Raw genomic sequence first — 17310 nt, forward strand, 5'->3', positions numbered from 1 at the left:
TTGGAAAAACATGGTAAAGAACCCGTTAAGCATTGACCCATTTTGCGATAGTGCCGTCTCAAAACCGCTGTTTTGCAGCAGTTTAGCGCGCTAGGCTGGGTCGACCTAAGCGTCCTTTTCCCTGTGAGGTCGAATTTGACTCGCCGCCGCATAATCATTGTTGATGACCATCCCCTGTTCCGGGCCGCCCTGCGCCAGACCTTGGCAGGTGGGGACGCTACCGTCAGCGTGGAGGAAGCAGGCGATCTGAATGGCCTCAGCACGGCGCTTGATGCCGACCGGGATTGTGATCTCGTGCTGCTTGATCTTAACATGCCCGGCGTGCGTGGCTTTTCCGGGCTCCTGTTGTTGCGCGCCCAATATCCCGACATCCCGGTCATGATCATTTCAGCGGTCGAGGACAGCACCGTGGTGCGCCGGGCCTTCGAACTGGGCGCTGCGGGCTATCTGCATAAGTCAGTCGGTCCAACAGAAATCCGCCGTGCCATCGAAACCGTGCTTTCCGGCGAGGTGTTCGTGCCAGAGGGAACCATCATGGGCGGCGATGATGCTCATACAGCGCTGATGCGGCGCCTCGCGACACTAACGCCGCAGCAGGTGCGCGTTTTGATGATGCTTAGCGACGGGCTGATGAACAAGCAGATCGCCTATGAGCTCTCGATTTCAGAAGCCACGGTAAAGGCGCATGTGTCGGCCATTCTGCAGAAGCTGGACGTCGACAGCCGCACCCAGGCCGTTATCGCAGCCGCCCGGATCGAAGACGGGCAGTTCGAGGCGTTGTTCTCGGTCGGGGCAGAAGGCGCGCCGAGCTAGGCCCCCTCGCGGCCGTCCGCCCACTCACCCGTACGCGTACCCACCAGTTCGGCAATGCTGCTCTTGCCTTGGGCCCGCACTGCGGCAACCAGGCTGCTCTTGATGCGGTCGAGCAGATCAAGCCCGCCAAACACCAGTGCCGAATAAAGCTGAATGGCATCGGCACCCGCTTCAATCTTGCTGAGTGCTGATTGAGGCGAATGAATGCCGCCTACGCCAATGATCGGCAATCGGCCGACCCGTTGACGCATCTGCGCCAGGCGCTGTGTGGACAGCTCAAAGAGGGGCTTGCCGGAAAGCCCACCCGTTTCGCCCGCATTTTCTTGGCCCGCTACGCTATCGCGGGTGATGGTGGTGTTGGACACGATCAGGCCATCGAGATCTGTGGCCAGCACCACCTTGGCGATGCTATCGAGCGCCGCCTCGTCGAGGTCAGGCGCAATCTTGAGGAACACCGGAACTCGCGTCCGTGCCTTGGCGCGGGCGCTCAGGACTTCTCCAAGCAGGCGCCGCAGCGCCTCGTCAGCTTGTAGATTGCGCAAGTTTGGCGTGTTGGGAGAGGACACATTTGCCGTCAAATAGTCCGCGATATCAGCAAATCGCTCCACGCCCTTCACATAATCGGCGACAAAATCCTCGCTGTCCTTGTTGGCTCCAATGTTGACGCCCAGAGCCGCGGGCACGCGCAGGTCCTTGAGCCGCGCAAGGGCTGCTTCGTGCCCTTCATTGTTGAAGCCCATACGGTTGATCACGCCTTGGCTCTCGCCAGTGCGGAACAGGCGCGGCTTGGGATTTCCCGGTTGTGGGCGTGGCGTTACCGTGCCGATCTCCACCAGACCAAAGCCCAGGAGCGCGAGGGGGCGTGGCACCTCGGCGTTCTTGTCGAAGCCTGCAGCCATGCCGACCGGGTTCGATAATTGGAGACCACATAAATTGGTGTGCAGCTCAGGCAGATCCGGCTGCGTCTGCACGGGTGCCAGGCCAGCGCGCAATGCGTTGATGGTGGCGCCATGTGCCGTTTCGGCATCCATCTTGAGCAGAGCTTGCTGCGTCAGACTGGAAACAATGGGATTGCGCAAAAGCGGGGAGAGCTTGGAAAAGATCACCGGACGGCCTCGGGCAGTTCACAAGACCCATCAGCGTCAACGCTCACCGGCGCTTCCCAGGCAATAGCGCTGGTTTTCAAGGCCCCCCCATAGAGATGGGGAAAGAGCGCGCCGCCACGGGAAGCCTCCCAAACAAGATCTGGGCCCAGATCGGCTGTGCGAACCGCAAGGATCACCAAACCGGTTTGGCCGGGAAAATGAAGCCGCAGGGTTTCGCGGAGTTGCGCGGCCGTGGAGAAGTGCATGTAGCCATCGGCAGCATCGATCGGCATGCCAGAATAACTGCCGCTTTGACGCGCTGGGGCATAGCTCGCTTCTGTCGCGATCTTGTAGATAAGTTCAGGGGTGCTCATGAGCGCGGACCCTAATCCGCAGCCCGGCAAGGCGCAAGTTCGCGCGACCTTTTGCCTATTGTGAATACACCGAAATAGGACTAAATTCCGGCAATAAGAAGCTTTTCCTTTTGGGCATTGTCAATGCTATCGCACCGAGCTATTTGGGACGGGATTGATGCCTTGGCGCGCCGCCAGGGTATTTCTGTTTCTGCGCTTGCTCGCATTGCTGGTCTTGATGCGACGGCTTTCAATCCCTCCAAGCGGGTTAGCAAGGATGGCCGGGAGCGCTGGCCTTCGACGGAAAGCCTTTCAAAGATTCTGGAAGCCACAGGAGAAAGCTTTGAGAGCTTTCTTGCCGGAGGCACGTTTTTGCATATGAACGACAATGCCCCAAGAAGCCAGACGGTGCCCCTGCTTGGCTTGGCCCGTGCAGGCATTGGTGGGTTTTTCGATAGTGCAGGATTTCCGGTGGGTCAGGGCTGGGAAGAAATCGACCTGCCCAGGCCAGGAGAAGGCGGTGTGTATGCCCTCGAAGTGACCGGGGATTCCATGGAGCCGCTGTATCGCGAAGGCGACCGGATCGTGGTTTCACCCACCGAGGCGGTGCGGCGCGGTGATCGCGTGGTGGTCAAGACGCGCGATGGAGAGGTGATGGTCAAGATCCTTGCCCGCCAGACCCATAAGCAAATCGAGCTACGCTCGGTAAACACAGCCTATGAACCGCGTATCGTTGACCTTGCCGATGTGGAATGGATCGCGCGCATCATCTGGGCAAGCCAGTAAATGGAAGAATTGCCCTAGTGGCGGGATTGCACTGCCGGCCTTGTGGTTCGACAGGCTCACCATGAGGCCCTGACCACCATTGTGCGAGCAGGCAGCACATCCCAACTGCCACATTCAGCACAACAGACAGTAGACCTCATCCTGAGCCTGTCGAAGGACGAGCTCGTGGCAATCAGACCAGTGCCGCTCCTAGCCGAATAGGTTCGCGCGACCCTACTTCGCCAGCATTTTTCCCGCCAAAGCATCGGCGATCAGCTTACGCGTCTCGGTCACACCGAACAGCGCAATGAACGAGCCGAAGCGTGGTCCCTGCTCGTCGCCCAAGAGCACCTGGTAAATAGCCTTGAACCAGTCGCGCAGGGGCTCGAACTTATGCTCATTGCCCACGGCATAGACCAAATCCTGCAGACCTGATGCATCGGTTGAGCCTTCATGCTCAGCCAGCCGATCATGCAGATCCTGCAGCGCAGCGCGCTCGATGTCCGTTGGCGCACGATAGGTCTTGAACGGCTTGACCTTGTCATTGAAGTACCGCACCGCATAGCCGGCGAGCTTATCAAGCTCGGGATGGGTTGCCGCGGTGGCGCCCGGAATGTAGCGGCCGATAAAGCCCCACATCACCTTGGTGTCCTGGGCATTGGCCGTTGCCACCAGGTTCAGCAGCAAGGCAAAGCTCAGCGGCACTTCGGGGTTCGGCACGGTGCCATAGTGGACGTGGAACGCGGGGTTCTCTAGCCGAGCGGCTGCATCCTGCCCCTGATATGCGGAGATGAAGCTGTAATATTCGTCCACAGCGCGCGGAATGACATCGAAGTGCAGGCGCTTTGCCGTGCGGGGCTTCTGGAACATGTAGAGCCCAAGGCTGTCGGTGCTGGCATAGGTCAGCCATTCATCGATGGTCAGTCCATTGCCCTTGCTCTTGGAGATCTTCTGGCCCTGGTCGTCCAGGAACAGTTCATAGACATAGTGCTCCGGAGCCTTGCCGCCCAGGATCTCGCAGATGCGGTCATAGATCGGGGCATTGGTCTGGTGATCCTTGCCGAACATTTCGAAGTCGACACCCAGTGCAGCCCAGCGCATGCCGAAATCGGGCTTCCACTGCATCTTCACATGCCCACCCGTCACCGGCACTGTCGTGTCGCGCCCATCTTCATCGGCGAAGGTGATCGTGCCGTCCTTGGCATTGACCTCCTTCATCGGCACGTAAAGCACGCGGCCCGAGATCGGGGAGATCGGTAGGAATGGCGAATAGGTGGCCTGACGCTCGGCCCCGAGCGTTGGGAGCATTACCTTCATGATATCGTCATAGCGCTCGGCGGCACGCAGGAGCACTTCGTCAAACTTGCCAGAGCGATAATATTCGGTAGCGCTGGCGAACTCATAATCGAACCCGAAGGTATCGAGAAACCGCCGCAACATTGCGTTGTTGTGGTCGCCAAAGCTTGCGAACTCATTGGTCCAGGGGTCCGGTACCGATGTCAGCGGCTTTTGCAGATGCGGCTCCATGACCTCCTTGGACGGCACATTGTCCGGGATCTTGCGCATGCCATCGAGATCGTCCGAAAAGCACAGGAGGCGCGTCGGGACCTGGTCGCGTGTCAACAGGCGAAAAGCCGTTCGCACCATCGTGGTGCGGGCCACCTCGCCGAACGTGCCAATATGCGGCAGGCCCGAAGGACCATAGCCGGTCTCGAACAAAGCTTCGCCCTTACCTGACTTTTCGATCCGCTTGACCAGTTTGCGTGCTTCTTCGAACGGCCAGGCCTTGGCGGTCTGGGCAGCATCAAAAAACGCGGGATCGAGCGGGGGCAAGGAAGCGGGCGACAAGGGGCTCATGCCTTTCAACGATAATCTGAATGGCGGTGTGTTGCATTCCCTGCTTTCGCCGTCAATGCGCCAACGTCTTGCCAAGCCTTGTCGTGCCGCCTACCTGTTGAGCCACGGACAGCCATTTGGAACAATTCTATGCCCAATCAAGCCCATGACGCACTGATCCATTTGATGATCCTGGCGGCATCTTCCGATAGCCAGATGACGGAAAGGGAATTGGTGCGGATTCAGGCTTTGATCGGGCGCCTGCCAGTGTTTGAAGGGTTCGACAAGAACCGGCTGATGGCTGTGGCTAATGCGTGCGCAGACAAGCTCAATGGCCTGGGCGGGCTAGACCAGGTTATGGACGAGGCGATTGCCGCTATTCCCAAAAAGCTGCAGGACACCGCCTATGCGGTGGCGGTGGAAGTTGCTTCGGTTGATCTGCACCTTGAGCAGGAAGAGCTCCGCTACCTCGAGATGCTGCGCGACAAGCTTGATCTCGACCGGCTTACCACCGCAGCGATCGAAGTTGCCGCACGGGCGCGGCACCGACGCATGCCTCAGTAGAAGCCGACGGGGAACCAGCGCAGGTATAATTCGTCAAGCGCGCCATTGTCCTTGAGCTTGATCAGCGCCCAATCAATCGCGTGCCGGATCGCGTCGTTACCCGCAGGAACGGCGATCGACAATCCCTCTCCGAACAGCGCCGGGCGGAAATAGGCCTCGCCAGCAAAGGCGCAGCAGCTCAGATTTTCGTTGAGCCAGAAGGACGAGCGCATGCCGTCACCAAAAAAGGCATCGGCCTGGCTGTCGCGGACAGCTTGAAGCCCTTCGAGCTCAGTCGCAAAACCTGCAAGCTCAGCATCAGGTAAATAGCGCTTCATAAAGGCCTCATGAGCGCTGCCGCTACGCACGGCCACGGTCTTGCCGCTCAAGGCACCAGGATTGAAACCTTCCACGTCCGGCAGGCGAGTAACAAAACGCCCCGGCAGAGCCATGTAGACGGCAGAAAAATCAAACCGCGTTCCGTTTTCGGGGGTCATCTGAAGCCCCGCAATCAGGGCATCGCCCTGATTGTCGCTTAATGCATCCGCCGCCTGCTCCCACGGCCAAGCCTGGATGGTGCAGGCAACATTGGCTTCGGTGCAGATCCGGCGCGCCAGATCGACGTTGAAGCCGATCAACTCCCCGCCGGCATCTCGAAAATTGAACGGCGGGAAGTCTGCCGTGGTGAGAAAGCGAATTGCCGGCACGGGCGTCAGCGTCGGCGACATTTCGCGCGCGCTGGGATCGGCGTGGTAGGGCAGCGCCTGGGCGAAGGCAGGGGAAGCTGCCGCGAACATCAACCCAAACAACCAGACTAGAGCTGTTTTCATCATCGGCGGCACCGGGTCATGTCTGAACCTGATCCAGGCCATACATCAAATCGGCAAGCAGGTCCTCAGGGTTCTCCAGCCCCACCGAAAGCCGCAACAGGCCCGGCGTGACACCAGTTTCCAGCCGCACCTCTTCGCTCAAACGCTGATGGGTCGTGGTGCGCGGATGCGTGATGATGGAGCGCGCATCGCCCAAATTGTTGCTGATCAGGATCACGGACAGGGAATCGGACAGGGTGAACGCTGCCTCCTGTCCGCCCTTGACCTCGAACGCGACCAAGGTAGAACCCGTCTGCATCTGCCGCTTGGCCAAATCGTATTGCGGATGACTGGGGTGGTGGGGATAGATTACCCGGTCGATCTTGGGATGGTTCGCCAAAACTTCGGTGATCTTGGCGGCGCTCTCGGTCATCTGGCGGACGCGGAGGGGAAAGGTTTCCAGCCCCTTAAGCAGTACCCAGGCATTAAAGGCGCTCAGCGTGGCGCCGGTCTGGCGCAAAAGCGTGTGCACATCCCCTTCGATCACCTTTTTGGAGCCCAGCACGATGCCGCCGAGTACCCTGCCCTGCCCATCCACATGCTTGGTGGCCGAGTAGGTCACCAGATCCGCGCCCAGCTCAAGCGGCTTTTGCCAAAGAGCAGTCGCAAAAACATTGTCCACGATCAGCACCGCGCCATGTGCATGGGCAATGTCGGCCACAGCTTTGATGTCTACCAGTTCCAACGTGGGATTGGTTGGGGTTTCAATAAACACCAGCTTGGTGTTCGCCTGCATGGCCCGCGCAAAGTTCTCCGGATCGCGTCCGTCCACCAATGTGCTCGCCACGCCCCAGCGTGGCATGAAATCCTCCACCACATAGCGGCAGCCGCCAAACAGGGCACGTGATGCCACGATATGATCACCTGCTCGAACCTGGCTCATCACCGCATTGGTGACCGCCGCCATGCCGCTCGCAAATGCCCGCCCCGCCTCGGCGCCCTCCAAAAGAGCCATGCGCTCCTGAAACACATCCACGGTCGGATTGGCAAAGCGTGAGTAATTATGCCCGCCTGGAATTTCGCCCTTGAACAGCAGTTCGGCATGTTCGGAGCTGGGGTAGGTGTAGCCCGAGGTCAGAAAAAGCGCGTCGCTGGTCTCGTTGAAAGGGGAGCGCTCGGTGCCGCCATGGACCAGCTGTGTCTCGGCCGCGCGGCGGGCTGGATCATTGAGCGGGTTGTTGGCTTTGGACATGGTCACGCTTTCACAACAAAAAACCGGCGCGCAGAAGGCGGCCGGTTCCAACGGTCTTTAGCGATTTCTTTTAAGTGGCTGCAAGCGACCGGCCAAATCACCACTAGAGCGCGATCTAAAGCCAATTGCCTCACGGCGTCAATAACAGTAGGAACAGCCAGCATCACCCGGGGCATTCCATGGACACGCAACAGGCCTGGCCGCAGGGCGTCTTTCCGGCGCGATTGATTGAGCAACTTGCCAAAGGGGGCGCGATATACAGCGCCCGCGCCTTTGACGCCGACCAGGTGCAGCCCGCTAGTCTTGATCTGCGGCTTGGAAATGTTGCCTATCGCGTGCGATCGAGCTTTTTGCCGGGCCCAAGTCATTCTGTTGCCGAGCGGATCGAAGCTCTCAAACTGCACGAAATCGACCTCACAAAGGGTGCCGTGCTGGAGCGCGGCTGCGTGTACCTGGTACCACTCCAGGAGAGCCTCGCCCTGCCCCAAGAAGTCAGCGCCTCGGCCAATCCCAAGAGCTCCACCGGGCGCCTCGATGTTTTCACCCGCGTCATTGGCGATCGCGCCCGCGGGTTCGATCAGATGCCTGCAGGCTATCAGGGGCCGCTTTACCTCGAGATCAGCCCACGCACCTTCCCCATTCTGGCACGCACTGGCTCACGCTTGAGCCAGATGCGATTCCGCAGCGGCGATCACCGCCTTACCGCGGCCGAGCACCAGGCACTGCATGCCAGCGACACCCTGGTGTTCGACAACTCCGTTCAGGTCGGCGATGGCGTTGCCCTGTCCATCGACCTCAAGGGGCAGGATCGGAATGGTCTTGTCGGCTTCCGCTCGCGCCGCCACACGGCAGTGGTAGACGTCGACAGGAAAGCGGCCCTGGATGTGCTCGACTTCTGGGACCCCCTTTACAGCCGCGGCCGGGACGAGCTGATCCTTGATCCAGACGAGTTCTATATTCTGGTGTCAGACGAAGCCGTGCATGTGCCACCCACTCACGCCGCCGAAATGGTGCCGTTCGACCCGCTCGTCGGCGAATTCCGCGTCCACTATGCTGGCTTCTTCGATCCAGGTTTCGGCCATTCAGAGGCCGGCGGCACGGGCAGCCGTGCGGTTCTAGAAGTGCGCAGCCGGGAAGTGCCGTTCCTGCTCGGTCATCGGCAAACCATCGGCCGGCTCGTCTATGAGCGCCTGGCCGAATTGCCCGATCGCCTCTATGGCACCGCCTCGGGCTCCAACTACCAGGCACAGACCCTGAAGCTCTCCAAGCATTTCAAGCCGTTCGCCAGCTAAGCTTAAGACCCGCTTGACGCCCACCGCGATTTGCCGCATCTATCCGCCTGTTGCGGGTGTATCTCAATGGTAGAGAAGCAGCTTCCCAAGCTGATGACGAGGGTTCGATTCCCTTCACCCGCTCCACTTGCGCTCATTGTCAGCATAGATGAACCGCAGCGATCGCTCGGTGATTTTGCCTGAAGCTGACGCACAAATTGCCTCCTTCAGCAGATGTGTGCAGGACCCCGTATTAGCCGGACCACGCAGAACGCCGCGCATCCCAGTTGCCGACAAGATCGCCATCTCGCCGGAACGTAATTCGAATACACCCTAATCGCACCTTTATTTTCTGCGATGGGGATTAAACCTCCGGCAGCGGTGTTGACGCTGGTGAGGGCAGCAGACGCCGCTCTCCTGATGGAGGAAAAATACCATGAAGTTTCGTTTGATCCTGGCGACCGCTGCGGCAGTGGCGCTGTTTGCGGCTCCAGCCTTTGCGGAAGATTATCTGGGCGGTGCGGTCAAGACCGTTGAAATCAATGGCAAGCAGGTCTTAACCGATGCTCAAGGCATGACGCTCTACACTTTCGACAAGGATACGGCCGGCAAGTCCAACTGCAATGGCGATTGCGCGGTGAAATGGCCCCCGCTGATGGCCGAAGACGATGCCAAGGATGAGGGCGACTTCACCGTCGTGACCCGTGACGACGGCACCAAGATGTGGGCCCACGGAGGTATGCCGCTTTACTACTGGTACGAAGATACCCAGCCCGGTGACATCTCGGGTGACGGCGTCGGCGGCGTCTGGCATCTTGCGGTAGATTGACCGTTGCGAGCTTGAGCTTTTGAGCGATTTCCTCGACCAGGTCGAAGCCTGTGTGCCGGCCCTGAGGCGCTATGCCCGGGCCCTGACGCGCAATGTCGACCTGGCCGATGATCTGGTGCAGGATTGCCTGGAGCGGGCAATCTCACGGCCAGGGCTGTTTCGCCCTACCGGACCAGTTCGGGCCTGGCTCTTTACCATCCTCTTGAACCTTTATCGCAACTCCCTTCGTTCCTCCAGACGTCGGACTTGGATGCTCGACAGTGCCGCCCCCGATGAACTATCCACTCCCGCTCCACAATTGGGGCATCTTGCCTTGGCTGAGATGGGGCGGGCGATAGACGCGCTGCCATCCGAACAGAAGGAAGCCTTGCTGCTGATTGCCCTTGAAGGTTTGCCGTACCAGGAGGCTGCCGACATTTTGAAGATTCCGCTGGGCACGCTGATGAGCCGATTGGGCCGGGCCCGTGCCACCTTGCGTTCGGTCACTGGAACACCGGCCGAACCACGCCTGAGAACGGTCAAATGAGCGAGATCACCCGCGACATGCTGATGGCCTATGCCGACGGGCAACTTGATCCGGCAACGCGTCAGGCCGTGGACGAGCATCTTGCCACAGACGGGGAGGCTGCAGCAGAAGTGGCGGTGATGCAGCGGCAGTCGGACGCCATTCGCGCGCTCTATGGTCCTGCTGGGGCCGAGGTTGTTCCGGGCCGCCTTGATCCACGAAGGATCGCGGCCGGCATGTCGCGCAATAGGGCGAGGCGCTTTGTCTGGGCTACCGCTGCTGCTGTGTTGCTGGGGCTCGGCCTGGCCGGTGGTTGGTTCCTGCGCCCTGTGCTGGAACAGCGGCCCGCGAGCGCAGTGCTGATCGCCGACGCAATCAACGCCCATAGCGTCTATGTGGCAGAAAACCGGCATGCGGTGGAAGTCGGGGGAGCCGATAGCGAGCACCTGAGCACATGGTTGTCCAATCGTCTGCAAACCAATCTGGGCATGCCCAACCTTGAAGCCGAAGGCTTTACGCTTGTTGGAGGGCGGCTGCTGCCCGGGGAGCCAGAACTGGGCGGCCGGGCTGCACAACTGATGTATGAGGACGCCGGCAAGGAGCGGGTGACTATCTATGTCACGGCAGCCCTGCCGGACAAGGAGCCCACTTACCAGTTCAGCCGGTATGAAGGAACGGACGCCTTCTACTGGGCCAACAGCCGTATCACCTGCACTGTCGTGGGGACGCTGCCAGATGAGCGCATGAAGGCCGTATCGCAAATGATCTATGCGCAACTGACCGAAGGCGAGCCGGAGCAAACACCCTACCGCGGGTCGTGAATGGCGTGCTTGCAACTGAGCAAAAGGCCCAGATGGCTGGGGGCAGCGTAGGGGCGGGACGCGGACTGTGGTTTTAGATGGTGAACCGACAGCAGAGATCGATGGAAGGCGGCAGAAGTTTGTATGCCGTGAGCTATTCCATTGGCGCTTACAGATCTTGGCGACCTGCTTCCTTTGCCAGGCGCATGAGCGTGCGCGCCATTTCGCGGACGCGCTTGTTTTCATCCCCAACCAAAGGTGCAACTGCCTCGAATATGTCTTGGTGCGCCGCTCGATCAACAAAGGAGGAAAGCCCATAAAGAGCTTGATACCTCACCTCCCAATCGGGGTCACTGAGACTAGCCATCAGTTTCGGTACCGCAGTAGCATCTTCGCTTCGGCCCAAAACGTCGAGAGCAGCGACTCGCACACCATGCCACGGCGACTGCAGTGCTTGCACTGCTGTGTCCACAATAGCCGATCGATGGTTCTTGCTACCTGCCAGAAGGTGGGCGAGCACTTTCAGAATATTGGCCTGCCTGTCGGCCCCGGAACGATGGAAAGCGTCGATCAGTCTGGGTATTGCTGCTAAGTCCGCATCGGTTGGATTGTGCTGCAGCAGCCGAAGCACCTCCACATTTACGTCCTGCAAGAATTGGTCGGTATCAACAGAGATATCCGTGGCTCTCTCTGCCAGGCCGCTCAATGAGCCTTCCGCCGCTGCGGGCACCGCCGTTATGAGCCAAAGCACCAGAACTGCCCTGAGGCTTGTGATGTTGGGCATCCAATCTGTCCCCAAAGCTTGCCAATGAAGATACGACGTTTGTTGGTCAGATAAGTTTTGTCACCCCAGCACCGGTTCAACGGCCCCAAGTCGCTAATGGATTTCCCAAACACTTGTCGGTTTTCTGATCATCATTTTCTCAGTGCTTCCAGGAACAACCGAGAGGGGTCCACTAGCGCCGGGCGCCTTCGGTGTGGTTAGCCTTCACTCCGCTTCCAACTGGCGGCATAGAACAGGATGTCATCCGCGGAGAAAGGATGGCCATCGCTCCATTTCATGCCTTCGCGCAGATGAAAGGTATAAGTGCGAGCGTCTTCGCTGATCTCCCAGCTCTTGGCGATGCCGGGCACCACATCGGAGCCATCAACGCTCCAGCGCACCACTGGCTCATAGCCGAACTGGCGAATGTCGGCGATATTGCCGCCGCCCCAGCTATCGATGAACTGGCCGCCATAAACGCTCACTTCCTCGGCCGGCTGGATCACCAGCGGCTCGAGCGGCAGGCGCTCGGCCACAGCAGGGAGCGTACCGGCATCGACCTGGCTCTTGAGTTGGGGGCCTCCGTATAGCCACTGGCGCAGGCATTGGCCGGGGCATCCTGCGCACCGGCCGGAAGGGCCAGAGCACCGGGCATGGCGGTTGCGCCGAGCAGCACGGATGTCACCGCCAGCAGCCTTGAAATGCCGGAAAGATCTTTATGCATAAGCTGTACCTCCCACGAAATGAATTTCGCATCCTCCGATCTGGAGCGGGATATCGGCGGAGCAAACCAGCTCGGGATCATCAGCATCTGGCAAAGCTGGTCCACCAAGCGCAGCCATATCCCGGCGTTCAGCCACGAAGTGCCGCGCTACACCATTCGCTCGCCCGGCGAACTGCCCGCCCTGCTCGCGGAAATCGAGCGACAAATGGCGCGCTCAAGCCACAATCCCTTGTTTGCACCAGCCTGACGGCAGCCGCCATGAGCTTGCAATTCGTGGTTCTCAGCGATCTGCACATTATGCCCGAAGGGGAGTTGTCGGTTACCCTAGACACGGGCGCGCGGCTGGAACGGGCGGTTTCCGCCATTATCGCGCGCTATGGCAAGGCCGATTTCTGCGTTCTTGCCGGCGACCTTGTGGATGCAGGACAGCCTGACGCCTACCGCCGATTGCAGCAGATCATCGCACGCATCCCTATTCCGGTTCATCTGACCCTTGGCAATCACGACGACCGCGAAGCATTCCGCTCCGTCTTCGGCGCTGCCTATTTTACTGAAACCGGCAAGGTGGACAAGGTTCTGGACGTCCAAGGCTACCGATTGATCCTGCTTGATTCATCCGAGCCCGGACGGGTCGATGGGGTTTTGACGGAGCGGCAAATCGCCTGGCTGCGCGCCCGGCTGGCAGAAGCGATGGGGCAGCCGGTGATCGTTATCCTGCACCACAACGCCCATGCCCTCCACATCGAGTCCGATGACATCCGCATCCTTGAGCCCCAGCCGTTTATTGACGCACTCAAGACGCACCCTGACATACGGCAGGTGATCGCTGGCCACGTCCATCTCACCTCGACAGCCATGTGGCAGGGCCTACCTTTCACAACGCTGGCGGGAAACCATTATTACTGCACGTTCGATCAGCCCGGCGTGCCAATGCGCCGTCTCGCCGGTCCAGGGCAGATGGCCATCGTCATCGGCAATCCGGAAAGCACAATTGTGCACTTCGACAACTACCTCGATGCGAATCTGGAAATAGAACACACGAGCATCTGACCTGCATGTGCCTCGATCAGGTGCCGACGCACAGTTACATCATGGGCAACAACTATGCCGAAGGCGTTCTGAGCCATGACAATTTCCTGCATCGCAGCTTCAAGGAAGTACCAGCCGAAGGTCGAGCCTCCTGGTGCTGACTGACGCAGTGCCTTTGCGTTTCCCGACCGTCTCTAGGGCGCGTCGTCAGCGCCTACAGCGCCACCTTCGGACTCCAGCCGCGTGAGTTGACGAACGTCCGTGCGTGAGAATTTCAGGCGCACGCCTGCGCCCATGCCGTCCTCTTCATCGATGATCACAACGCCGAAATAGTCGAGCGCCTTGCAAACGGCGATCCGGTCACTTTCTTCAGACAGTCGAGCGCTTCCGCTCGCTTCGAGAAGCTGCAGTTCGGGTAGGGACAGGCCTGCCGAAAAGGCGAAGTCAGCTTGAGATACGCCAGCGAGGGCCCGCGCAGCTGCGATCATTCGTCCGGTGATTTTGCCATTCGTCATCATCAACCTCCGTTCTTCGCGATATTCCAGGCGTCCAGAATAACATATCTAGATAAAGGGAACAAATTCGCGACAACAATGCCATTTTCTTGCGGCGTAAATTCATAGCTCTGCCACGGTATGCTTCCGGTCACTTTGTTGCACGGCCGTTGCTTATTCCGTTTCTGTAACAACATCGGTGACGAACCCCAGAATTACTACTTAATGAACAAGGAGGCATTTCATGGGCACGAGGAACTTCAACAAACCGATCGTTCTCCAGTTGAAGCAGGGTCATGCGGCAAGCTTACGGGCGCGGAACGCCGCAGATGCACTCGAATATCTGAAGCGCTTTTGGTCTGGCGCGCGCACAAGGGAGTATCGGCGAGCTTATGCGATTTGCCAGAGCGCCTTGGATAATCTGGTTTCGGCGGAGTCGGCGCGCGCCTATGTCGTTGCCGCGGCCGAACGGGCCGGGATCTTGCATCGCCAGCGGGACCATTCGGGGGCCTCCCCTTATCAGTTGCAGCGTTAGGCGTTGGCTCTCTTCAGCAGCTTCATCCTGACCACACCAGGGAGTTTTACAAAAGTCAGCACGCCGAGCGGGAGTGCTGGCGCCGTTCAAGAAGGATATTCTCATGCAGATCAATCATCCGGTGCAGGCTTCGGCTGAAGCGCCGCTTGCTCCGCAACCTATCGCCGCTAAATCTCAGAACGCCCTTGGCACGATGAAGCGTTGGGCAGGCCGCGTCCTCGCTCGTGTACAAAAAGGTCGCACCGAAGCTGCACTGATGCGGCTAAGCGACGCCGCCCTCAAGGACATCGGGATTACCCGCGGGGAGATTTCCCATGCTGCCAGCGTAGTCGCCGGCTTGGCACCACTACCGGTTTCCGCATCACGCCCGGGACCGGATGTGGCGCTTCCGAGGAGTGGCGGCGAAGTTCACTTCCTATCCCGGCCACAACAACCAAGCGTGACTAGCGTGAATGACAATGGGATGCTGCAGTCTCAAAGCAGACGGGACGCTCGCCGCCGTTCCTAACCCAATGGGCCGCAGCAGGGCTGTGCAACCCGCGAATTTGCAAACAGCGACCGCCCCCCAATGCAGCGAACTCGGGAATGGCCTCGTACTGGACGCCAGTATAGAAAAGGGCTGAGCTAAATCGGACTCCCCCGGGTCAAAGAGGTGCAATTTGATGTCTGCCGGTCCCACCATCCTAGCAGTCGGGGAATTGCTCGTTGAGTTCGTCTCGCATCAAAAAGGATGCGGGCTCGAAAAGATCTCACCCTATACCGGACCCTATCCCAGCGGCGCTCCCGCCATTTTCCTGGATCAAGCGGCGCTTTGGGGTGCCCGAACAATGATGTTCGGTGCCGTGGGCGATGACGGCTTCGGCCGCAGCCTCGTCGGGCGCCTTGAGCGGGATGATGTGGGCATTGCGGGCATCAGCGTGCACCCGCACCTCACCACGGGAACAGCGTTCGTTTCCTATTATGAAAACGGCTCGCGCGACTTCATCTTTCACCTCGAGAACACGGCGGCCGATCATTTCGTGTTTTCGCCAGACCTTCTGCCGGAGGGCGATTTAATCCTGCATGTGTCGGGATCTTCGCTGGGGTCGAAACGATTGCGCCCCCAGATCATGGCTGCGGTAGAGGCGGTTGCCTCCCGGGGCGGACGCATCTGCTGTGACCCCAATGCCCGGCCAGAAATCATGCGAGACGAGGAAGGGCGCGCAGCACTCGATACGATTATTGCGCAGAGCTTCTGTTTGATGCCGAGTATTGGTGACCTCGACTTTCTTTATCCTGGCTTGGGTGAGAGCGCCGCCATCAATCGCCTGCTGGAACGATCGGCAGAATTGGTGGTCGTGAAACGCGGCGCAGAAGGCGCCAGCGTCATCAGCAGGGGCCAAAGGCACGACATCGCACCACACGGCGTCAATGAAATCGACCCGACCGGCGCCGGCGATGGCTTTTGCGGTGCATTCGTCGCGCTTCTTGCCCAAGCTTGCCCTGCTGAGGAGGCAGCAATTTTGGCGAACGCGGCAGGCGCTTTATCTGTTACGCGGCGGGGACCCATGGAGGGCAATGCGTCGCCTGCGGAGGTGCAGGATTTCCTGGCGGCACAGGCTGGAGCCGGAGCTCTCTCATGAAGGTCATACGAGACCTTATCGCACAGAACCGCTCCGGCGTTCCTGTCGGGATGCCGAGCTTTTGTACGGCCAATGAACAAGTACTTGAAGCAGTTCTCCAGTATGGCGCGACGTCGACAGCCCCCATTCTGGTTGAAGCCACCTGCAACCAGGTCAATCAGGAGGGTGGATATACCGGCCTAACCCCGCAGCGATACATGGATTGGATAAGAAGCCTCGCCGCGGACCGCGGGCTGCCCCTGTCCCGGCTGATCCTGGGCGGCGACCACCTGGGACCCAATCCATGGCGTCACCTAAGTGCGGAAACTGCCATGGTTGAAGCGCGCGAGCTTGTTCGGCAGTTCGCGGCGGCTGGCTACACCAAGATACACCTTGATGCCAGCATGGCATTGGGCGGCGAAGCTCATCCCAGCTTCGAAACCGTCGCTGCCCGAGCCGCAGACTTATGCGAAGTGGCTGAGCGGCATGCACCTGAGCCAGACGCCCTGGTCTATGTCGTAGGCACCGAAGTCCCCATCCCTGGCGGAGAAACGGAAGAGTTGAACACGCTCGACGTTACGTCCGTGGACCGCCTGCAAAAAACGCTCTCGACTCACAAGGAGGCGTTCGAGCAGCGCGGCTTGAGCGACGCCTGGGATCGCGTCGTGTCCGTGGTCACCCAGCCCGGCGTGGATTTTGGCCACACCACGCTTTACCCATTTGACGCGCAGCGTGTAAAGCCGCTCAAGGACGCCATCCTGCACCAGGAGGGGCTGACCTTCGAGGCTCACTCGACCGACTACCAGACGAGTGATGCGCTGAGGCAACTCGTTTCCAACCACTTCTTTTTTCTTAAAGTCGGTCCCGAGCTCACCTTTCGGTTCCGCGAGGCCATCATGGCATTGGCGGAAGTAGAACGGCGCATGGGCGTAGCCTCGCCATCTGGTGTAATCGAGGCCCTTCAATCCTCTATGAATTCCTATCCGCAGTATTGGCGCGACTATTACCGCACCGAAGGCAAGGAGCTCGAACTGCTGCAATTGTTCAGCTACAGCGATCGCATTCGTTATTACTGGAACTTTGCCGAAGTCCAGTCAGCCCTTGGCAGGCTGGTCAGCAATATCGAAGGCATCAAAGTGCCCGATGGCTTGCTGCTGCAACATTTCGGCGCGGCCGAATTTGGCGCTATGTCCCGCGATCCCAGAGCTTTGATCGAAGCACGGATCGGCTTGACCGTGCAACGTTACATGGCCGCATGCGGCCTCGTTGAGACGGAACACTAGCTTCGCTGGATACGGAGGCG

The 17310-nt window shown here is 59.4% G+C and carries 23 protein-coding genes, 1 tRNA gene and 1 riboswitch; of the genes, 15 read left to right on the top strand and 9 right to left on the bottom strand.

Translation table 11 applies throughout. From position 1 onward, the window contains the following. Nucleotides 1–135: 135 nt before the first annotated feature. Nucleotides 136–813 (top strand): response regulator, encoded by a 678-nt coding sequence (locus tag DDE77_RS02915; RefSeq protein ID WP_108395951.1) that lies wholly within the window; start codon nt 136–138, stop codon nt 811–813. On the opposite strand, the gene DDE77_RS02920 is transcribed toward DDE77_RS02915, so the two are convergent. Further along, entirely contained in the window at nt 810–1880 is a 1071-nt protein-coding gene (locus tag DDE77_RS02920) for a quinone-dependent dihydroorotate dehydrogenase (protein WP_281261289.1), read from the bottom strand. The genes DDE77_RS02915 and DDE77_RS02920 overlap by 4 nt on opposite strands. 35 nt (nt 1881–1915) lie before the next feature. Then, nucleotides 1916–2272, bottom strand: coding sequence for a DUF952 domain-containing protein (locus DDE77_RS02925; protein WP_108395952.1), 357 nt, complete (start codon nt 2270–2272; stop codon nt 1916–1918). Nucleotides 2273–2395: 123 nt separating this feature from the next. On the opposite strand from DDE77_RS02925, the gene DDE77_RS02930 reads away from it, so the two are divergent. Then, nucleotides 2396–3037 (top strand): S24 family peptidase, encoded by a 642-nt coding sequence (locus DDE77_RS02930; protein ID WP_108395953.1) that lies wholly within the window; start codon nt 2396–2398, stop codon nt 3035–3037. Between the two features lie 213 nt (nt 3038–3250). Here the strand turns inward: DDE77_RS02930 and DDE77_RS02935 are convergent, their stop codons facing one another. Then, the gene (locus tag DDE77_RS02935) at nt 3251–4873 is read right to left on the bottom strand and encodes a lysine--tRNA ligase (protein ID WP_108395954.1); all 1623 of its coding nucleotides are present in this window, start codon (nt 4871–4873) and stop codon (nt 3251–3253) included. A gap of 129 nt (nt 4874–5002) precedes the next feature. Here DDE77_RS02935 and DDE77_RS02940 point away from each other — a divergent pair, with 129 nt between their 5' ends. After that, nucleotides 5003–5416 carry a tellurite resistance TerB family protein gene (locus tag DDE77_RS02940; RefSeq protein WP_108395955.1) on the top strand — a complete coding sequence of 138 codons (414 nt, stop codon included), beginning with the start codon at nt 5003–5005 and terminating at the stop codon, nt 5414–5416. On the opposite strand, the gene DDE77_RS02945 is transcribed toward DDE77_RS02940, so the two are convergent. Together DDE77_RS02945 and metZ are read right to left on the bottom strand one after the other, a co-directional pair. Next, the gene (locus DDE77_RS02945) at nt 5410–6228 is read right to left on the bottom strand and encodes a transporter substrate-binding domain-containing protein (protein WP_157959642.1); all 819 of its coding nucleotides are present in this window, start codon (nt 6226–6228) and stop codon (nt 5410–5412) included. The genes DDE77_RS02940 and DDE77_RS02945 overlap by 7 nt on opposite strands. Nucleotides 6229–6241: 13 nt before the next feature. Next, nucleotides 6242–7456, bottom strand: a complete 1215-nt coding sequence (metZ, locus tag DDE77_RS02950; RefSeq protein ID WP_108395957.1) for an O-succinylhomoserine sulfhydrylase — start codon at nt 7454–7456, stop codon at nt 6242–6244. A gap of 38 nt (nt 7457–7494) precedes the next feature. Continuing rightward, a riboswitch (SAM riboswitch) is annotated at nt 7495–7570 on the bottom strand. A 65-nt stretch (nt 7571–7635) separates the two neighbouring features. Here metZ and DDE77_RS02955 point away from each other — a divergent pair. The 5 genes from DDE77_RS02955 to DDE77_RS02975 all read left to right on the top strand — a co-directional run bounded on the left by DDE77_RS02955 (nt 7636) and on the right by DDE77_RS02975 (nt 10882). Further along, nucleotides 7636–8748: a 2'-deoxycytidine 5'-triphosphate deaminase gene (locus tag DDE77_RS02955; RefSeq protein ID WP_108395958.1), complete on the top strand. Its 1113-nt coding sequence runs from the start codon at nt 7636–7638 to the stop codon at nt 8746–8748. Between the two features lie 52 nt (nt 8749–8800). Then, nucleotides 8801–8874 (top strand) — tRNA-Gly (locus DDE77_RS02960). Nucleotides 8875–9163: 289 nt separating this feature from the next. Continuing rightward, entirely contained in the window at nt 9164–9556 is a 393-nt protein-coding gene (locus tag DDE77_RS02965; RefSeq protein WP_108395959.1) for a COG4315 family predicted lipoprotein, read from the top strand. Between the two features lie 19 nt (nt 9557–9575). After that, nucleotides 9576–10082, top strand: a complete 507-nt coding sequence (locus DDE77_RS02970) for a sigma-70 family RNA polymerase sigma factor (protein WP_108395960.1) — start codon at nt 9576–9578, stop codon at nt 10080–10082. Beyond that, nucleotides 10079–10882 carry an anti-sigma factor family protein gene (locus tag DDE77_RS02975; protein WP_108395961.1) on the top strand — a complete coding sequence of 268 codons (804 nt, stop codon included), beginning with the start codon at nt 10079–10081 and terminating at the stop codon, nt 10880–10882. The genes DDE77_RS02970 and DDE77_RS02975 overlap by 4 nt, the downstream gene beginning before the upstream one ends. A 148-nt stretch (nt 10883–11030) precedes the next feature. Here the strand turns inward: DDE77_RS02975 and DDE77_RS02980 are convergent, their stop codons facing one another. The 3 genes from DDE77_RS02980 to DDE77_RS19655 all read right to left on the bottom strand — a co-directional run bounded on the left by DDE77_RS02980 (nt 11031) and on the right by DDE77_RS19655 (nt 12348). Continuing rightward, nucleotides 11031–11645: a HEAT repeat domain-containing protein gene (locus DDE77_RS02980; protein WP_108395962.1), complete on the bottom strand. Its 615-nt coding sequence runs from the start codon at nt 11643–11645 to the stop codon at nt 11031–11033. 197 nt (nt 11646–11842) lie between these two features. Then, a complete protein-coding gene (locus tag DDE77_RS02985) occupies nt 11843–12130 on the bottom strand; it encodes an ABC transporter substrate-binding protein (RefSeq protein ID WP_170116470.1) in 288 nt (95 codons plus the stop codon). After that, nucleotides 12127–12348, bottom strand: a complete 222-nt coding sequence (locus DDE77_RS19655; RefSeq protein WP_170116471.1) for a hypothetical protein — start codon at nt 12346–12348, stop codon at nt 12127–12129. The genes DDE77_RS02985 and DDE77_RS19655 overlap by 4 nt, the downstream gene beginning before the upstream one ends. 19 nt (nt 12349–12367) lie before the next feature. On the opposite strand from DDE77_RS19655, the gene DDE77_RS19340 reads away from it, so the two are divergent. From DDE77_RS19340 to DDE77_RS20035, 3 genes are read left to right on the top strand one after another with little or no spacing between them, the layout of a single operon-like run. Next, nucleotides 12368–12595: an HAD family hydrolase gene (locus tag DDE77_RS19340; RefSeq protein ID WP_157959644.1), complete on the top strand. Its 228-nt coding sequence runs from the start codon at nt 12368–12370 to the stop codon at nt 12593–12595. Nucleotides 12596–12606: 11 nt separating this feature from the next. Beyond that, on the top strand, nt 12607–13398 hold the full coding sequence (locus tag DDE77_RS02990; protein ID WP_157959645.1) for a metallophosphoesterase: 792 nt from the start codon (nt 12607–12609) through the stop codon (nt 13396–13398). A gap of 5 nt (nt 13399–13403) precedes the next feature. Then, nucleotides 13404–13538, top strand: coding sequence for a hypothetical protein (locus tag DDE77_RS20035; protein WP_281261286.1), 135 nt, complete (start codon nt 13404–13406; stop codon nt 13536–13538). 33 nt (nt 13539–13571) lie between these two features. Here DDE77_RS20035 and DDE77_RS02995 read toward each other — a convergent pair whose 3' ends face one another. Further along, nucleotides 13572–13892 carry an XRE family transcriptional regulator gene (locus DDE77_RS02995; protein ID WP_245895062.1) on the bottom strand — a complete coding sequence of 107 codons (321 nt, stop codon included), beginning with the start codon at nt 13890–13892 and terminating at the stop codon, nt 13572–13574. A 223-nt stretch (nt 13893–14115) separates the two neighbouring features. On the opposite strand from DDE77_RS02995, the gene DDE77_RS03000 reads away from it, so the two are divergent. From DDE77_RS03000 to DDE77_RS03015, 4 genes are all read left to right on the top strand, one after another. Then, entirely contained in the window at nt 14116–14406 is a 291-nt protein-coding gene (locus DDE77_RS03000) for a DUF982 domain-containing protein (protein ID WP_108395966.1), read from the top strand. A 193-nt stretch (nt 14407–14599) separates the two neighbouring features. Further along, nucleotides 14600–14914 carry a DUF1127 domain-containing protein gene (locus tag DDE77_RS20195; protein ID WP_425430726.1) on the top strand — a complete coding sequence of 105 codons (315 nt, stop codon included), beginning with the start codon at nt 14600–14602 and terminating at the stop codon, nt 14912–14914. A gap of 154 nt (nt 14915–15068) precedes the next feature. Continuing rightward, nucleotides 15069–16028 carry a carbohydrate kinase family protein gene (locus tag DDE77_RS03010; protein ID WP_108395967.1) on the top strand — a complete coding sequence of 320 codons (960 nt, stop codon included), beginning with the start codon at nt 15069–15071 and terminating at the stop codon, nt 16026–16028. Next, complete coding sequence (locus DDE77_RS03015) at nt 16025–17290, top strand: class II D-tagatose-bisphosphate aldolase non-catalytic subunit (protein WP_108395968.1); 1266 nt, start codon at nt 16025–16027, stop codon at nt 17288–17290. The genes DDE77_RS03010 and DDE77_RS03015 overlap by 4 nt, the downstream gene beginning before the upstream one ends. Nucleotides 17291–17310 lie beyond the last annotated feature (20 nt).

This window comes from Devosia submarina (assembly GCF_003056345.1).
GTDB classification, from domain to species: domain Bacteria; phylum Pseudomonadota; class Alphaproteobacteria; order Rhizobiales; family Devosiaceae; genus Devosia; species Devosia submarina.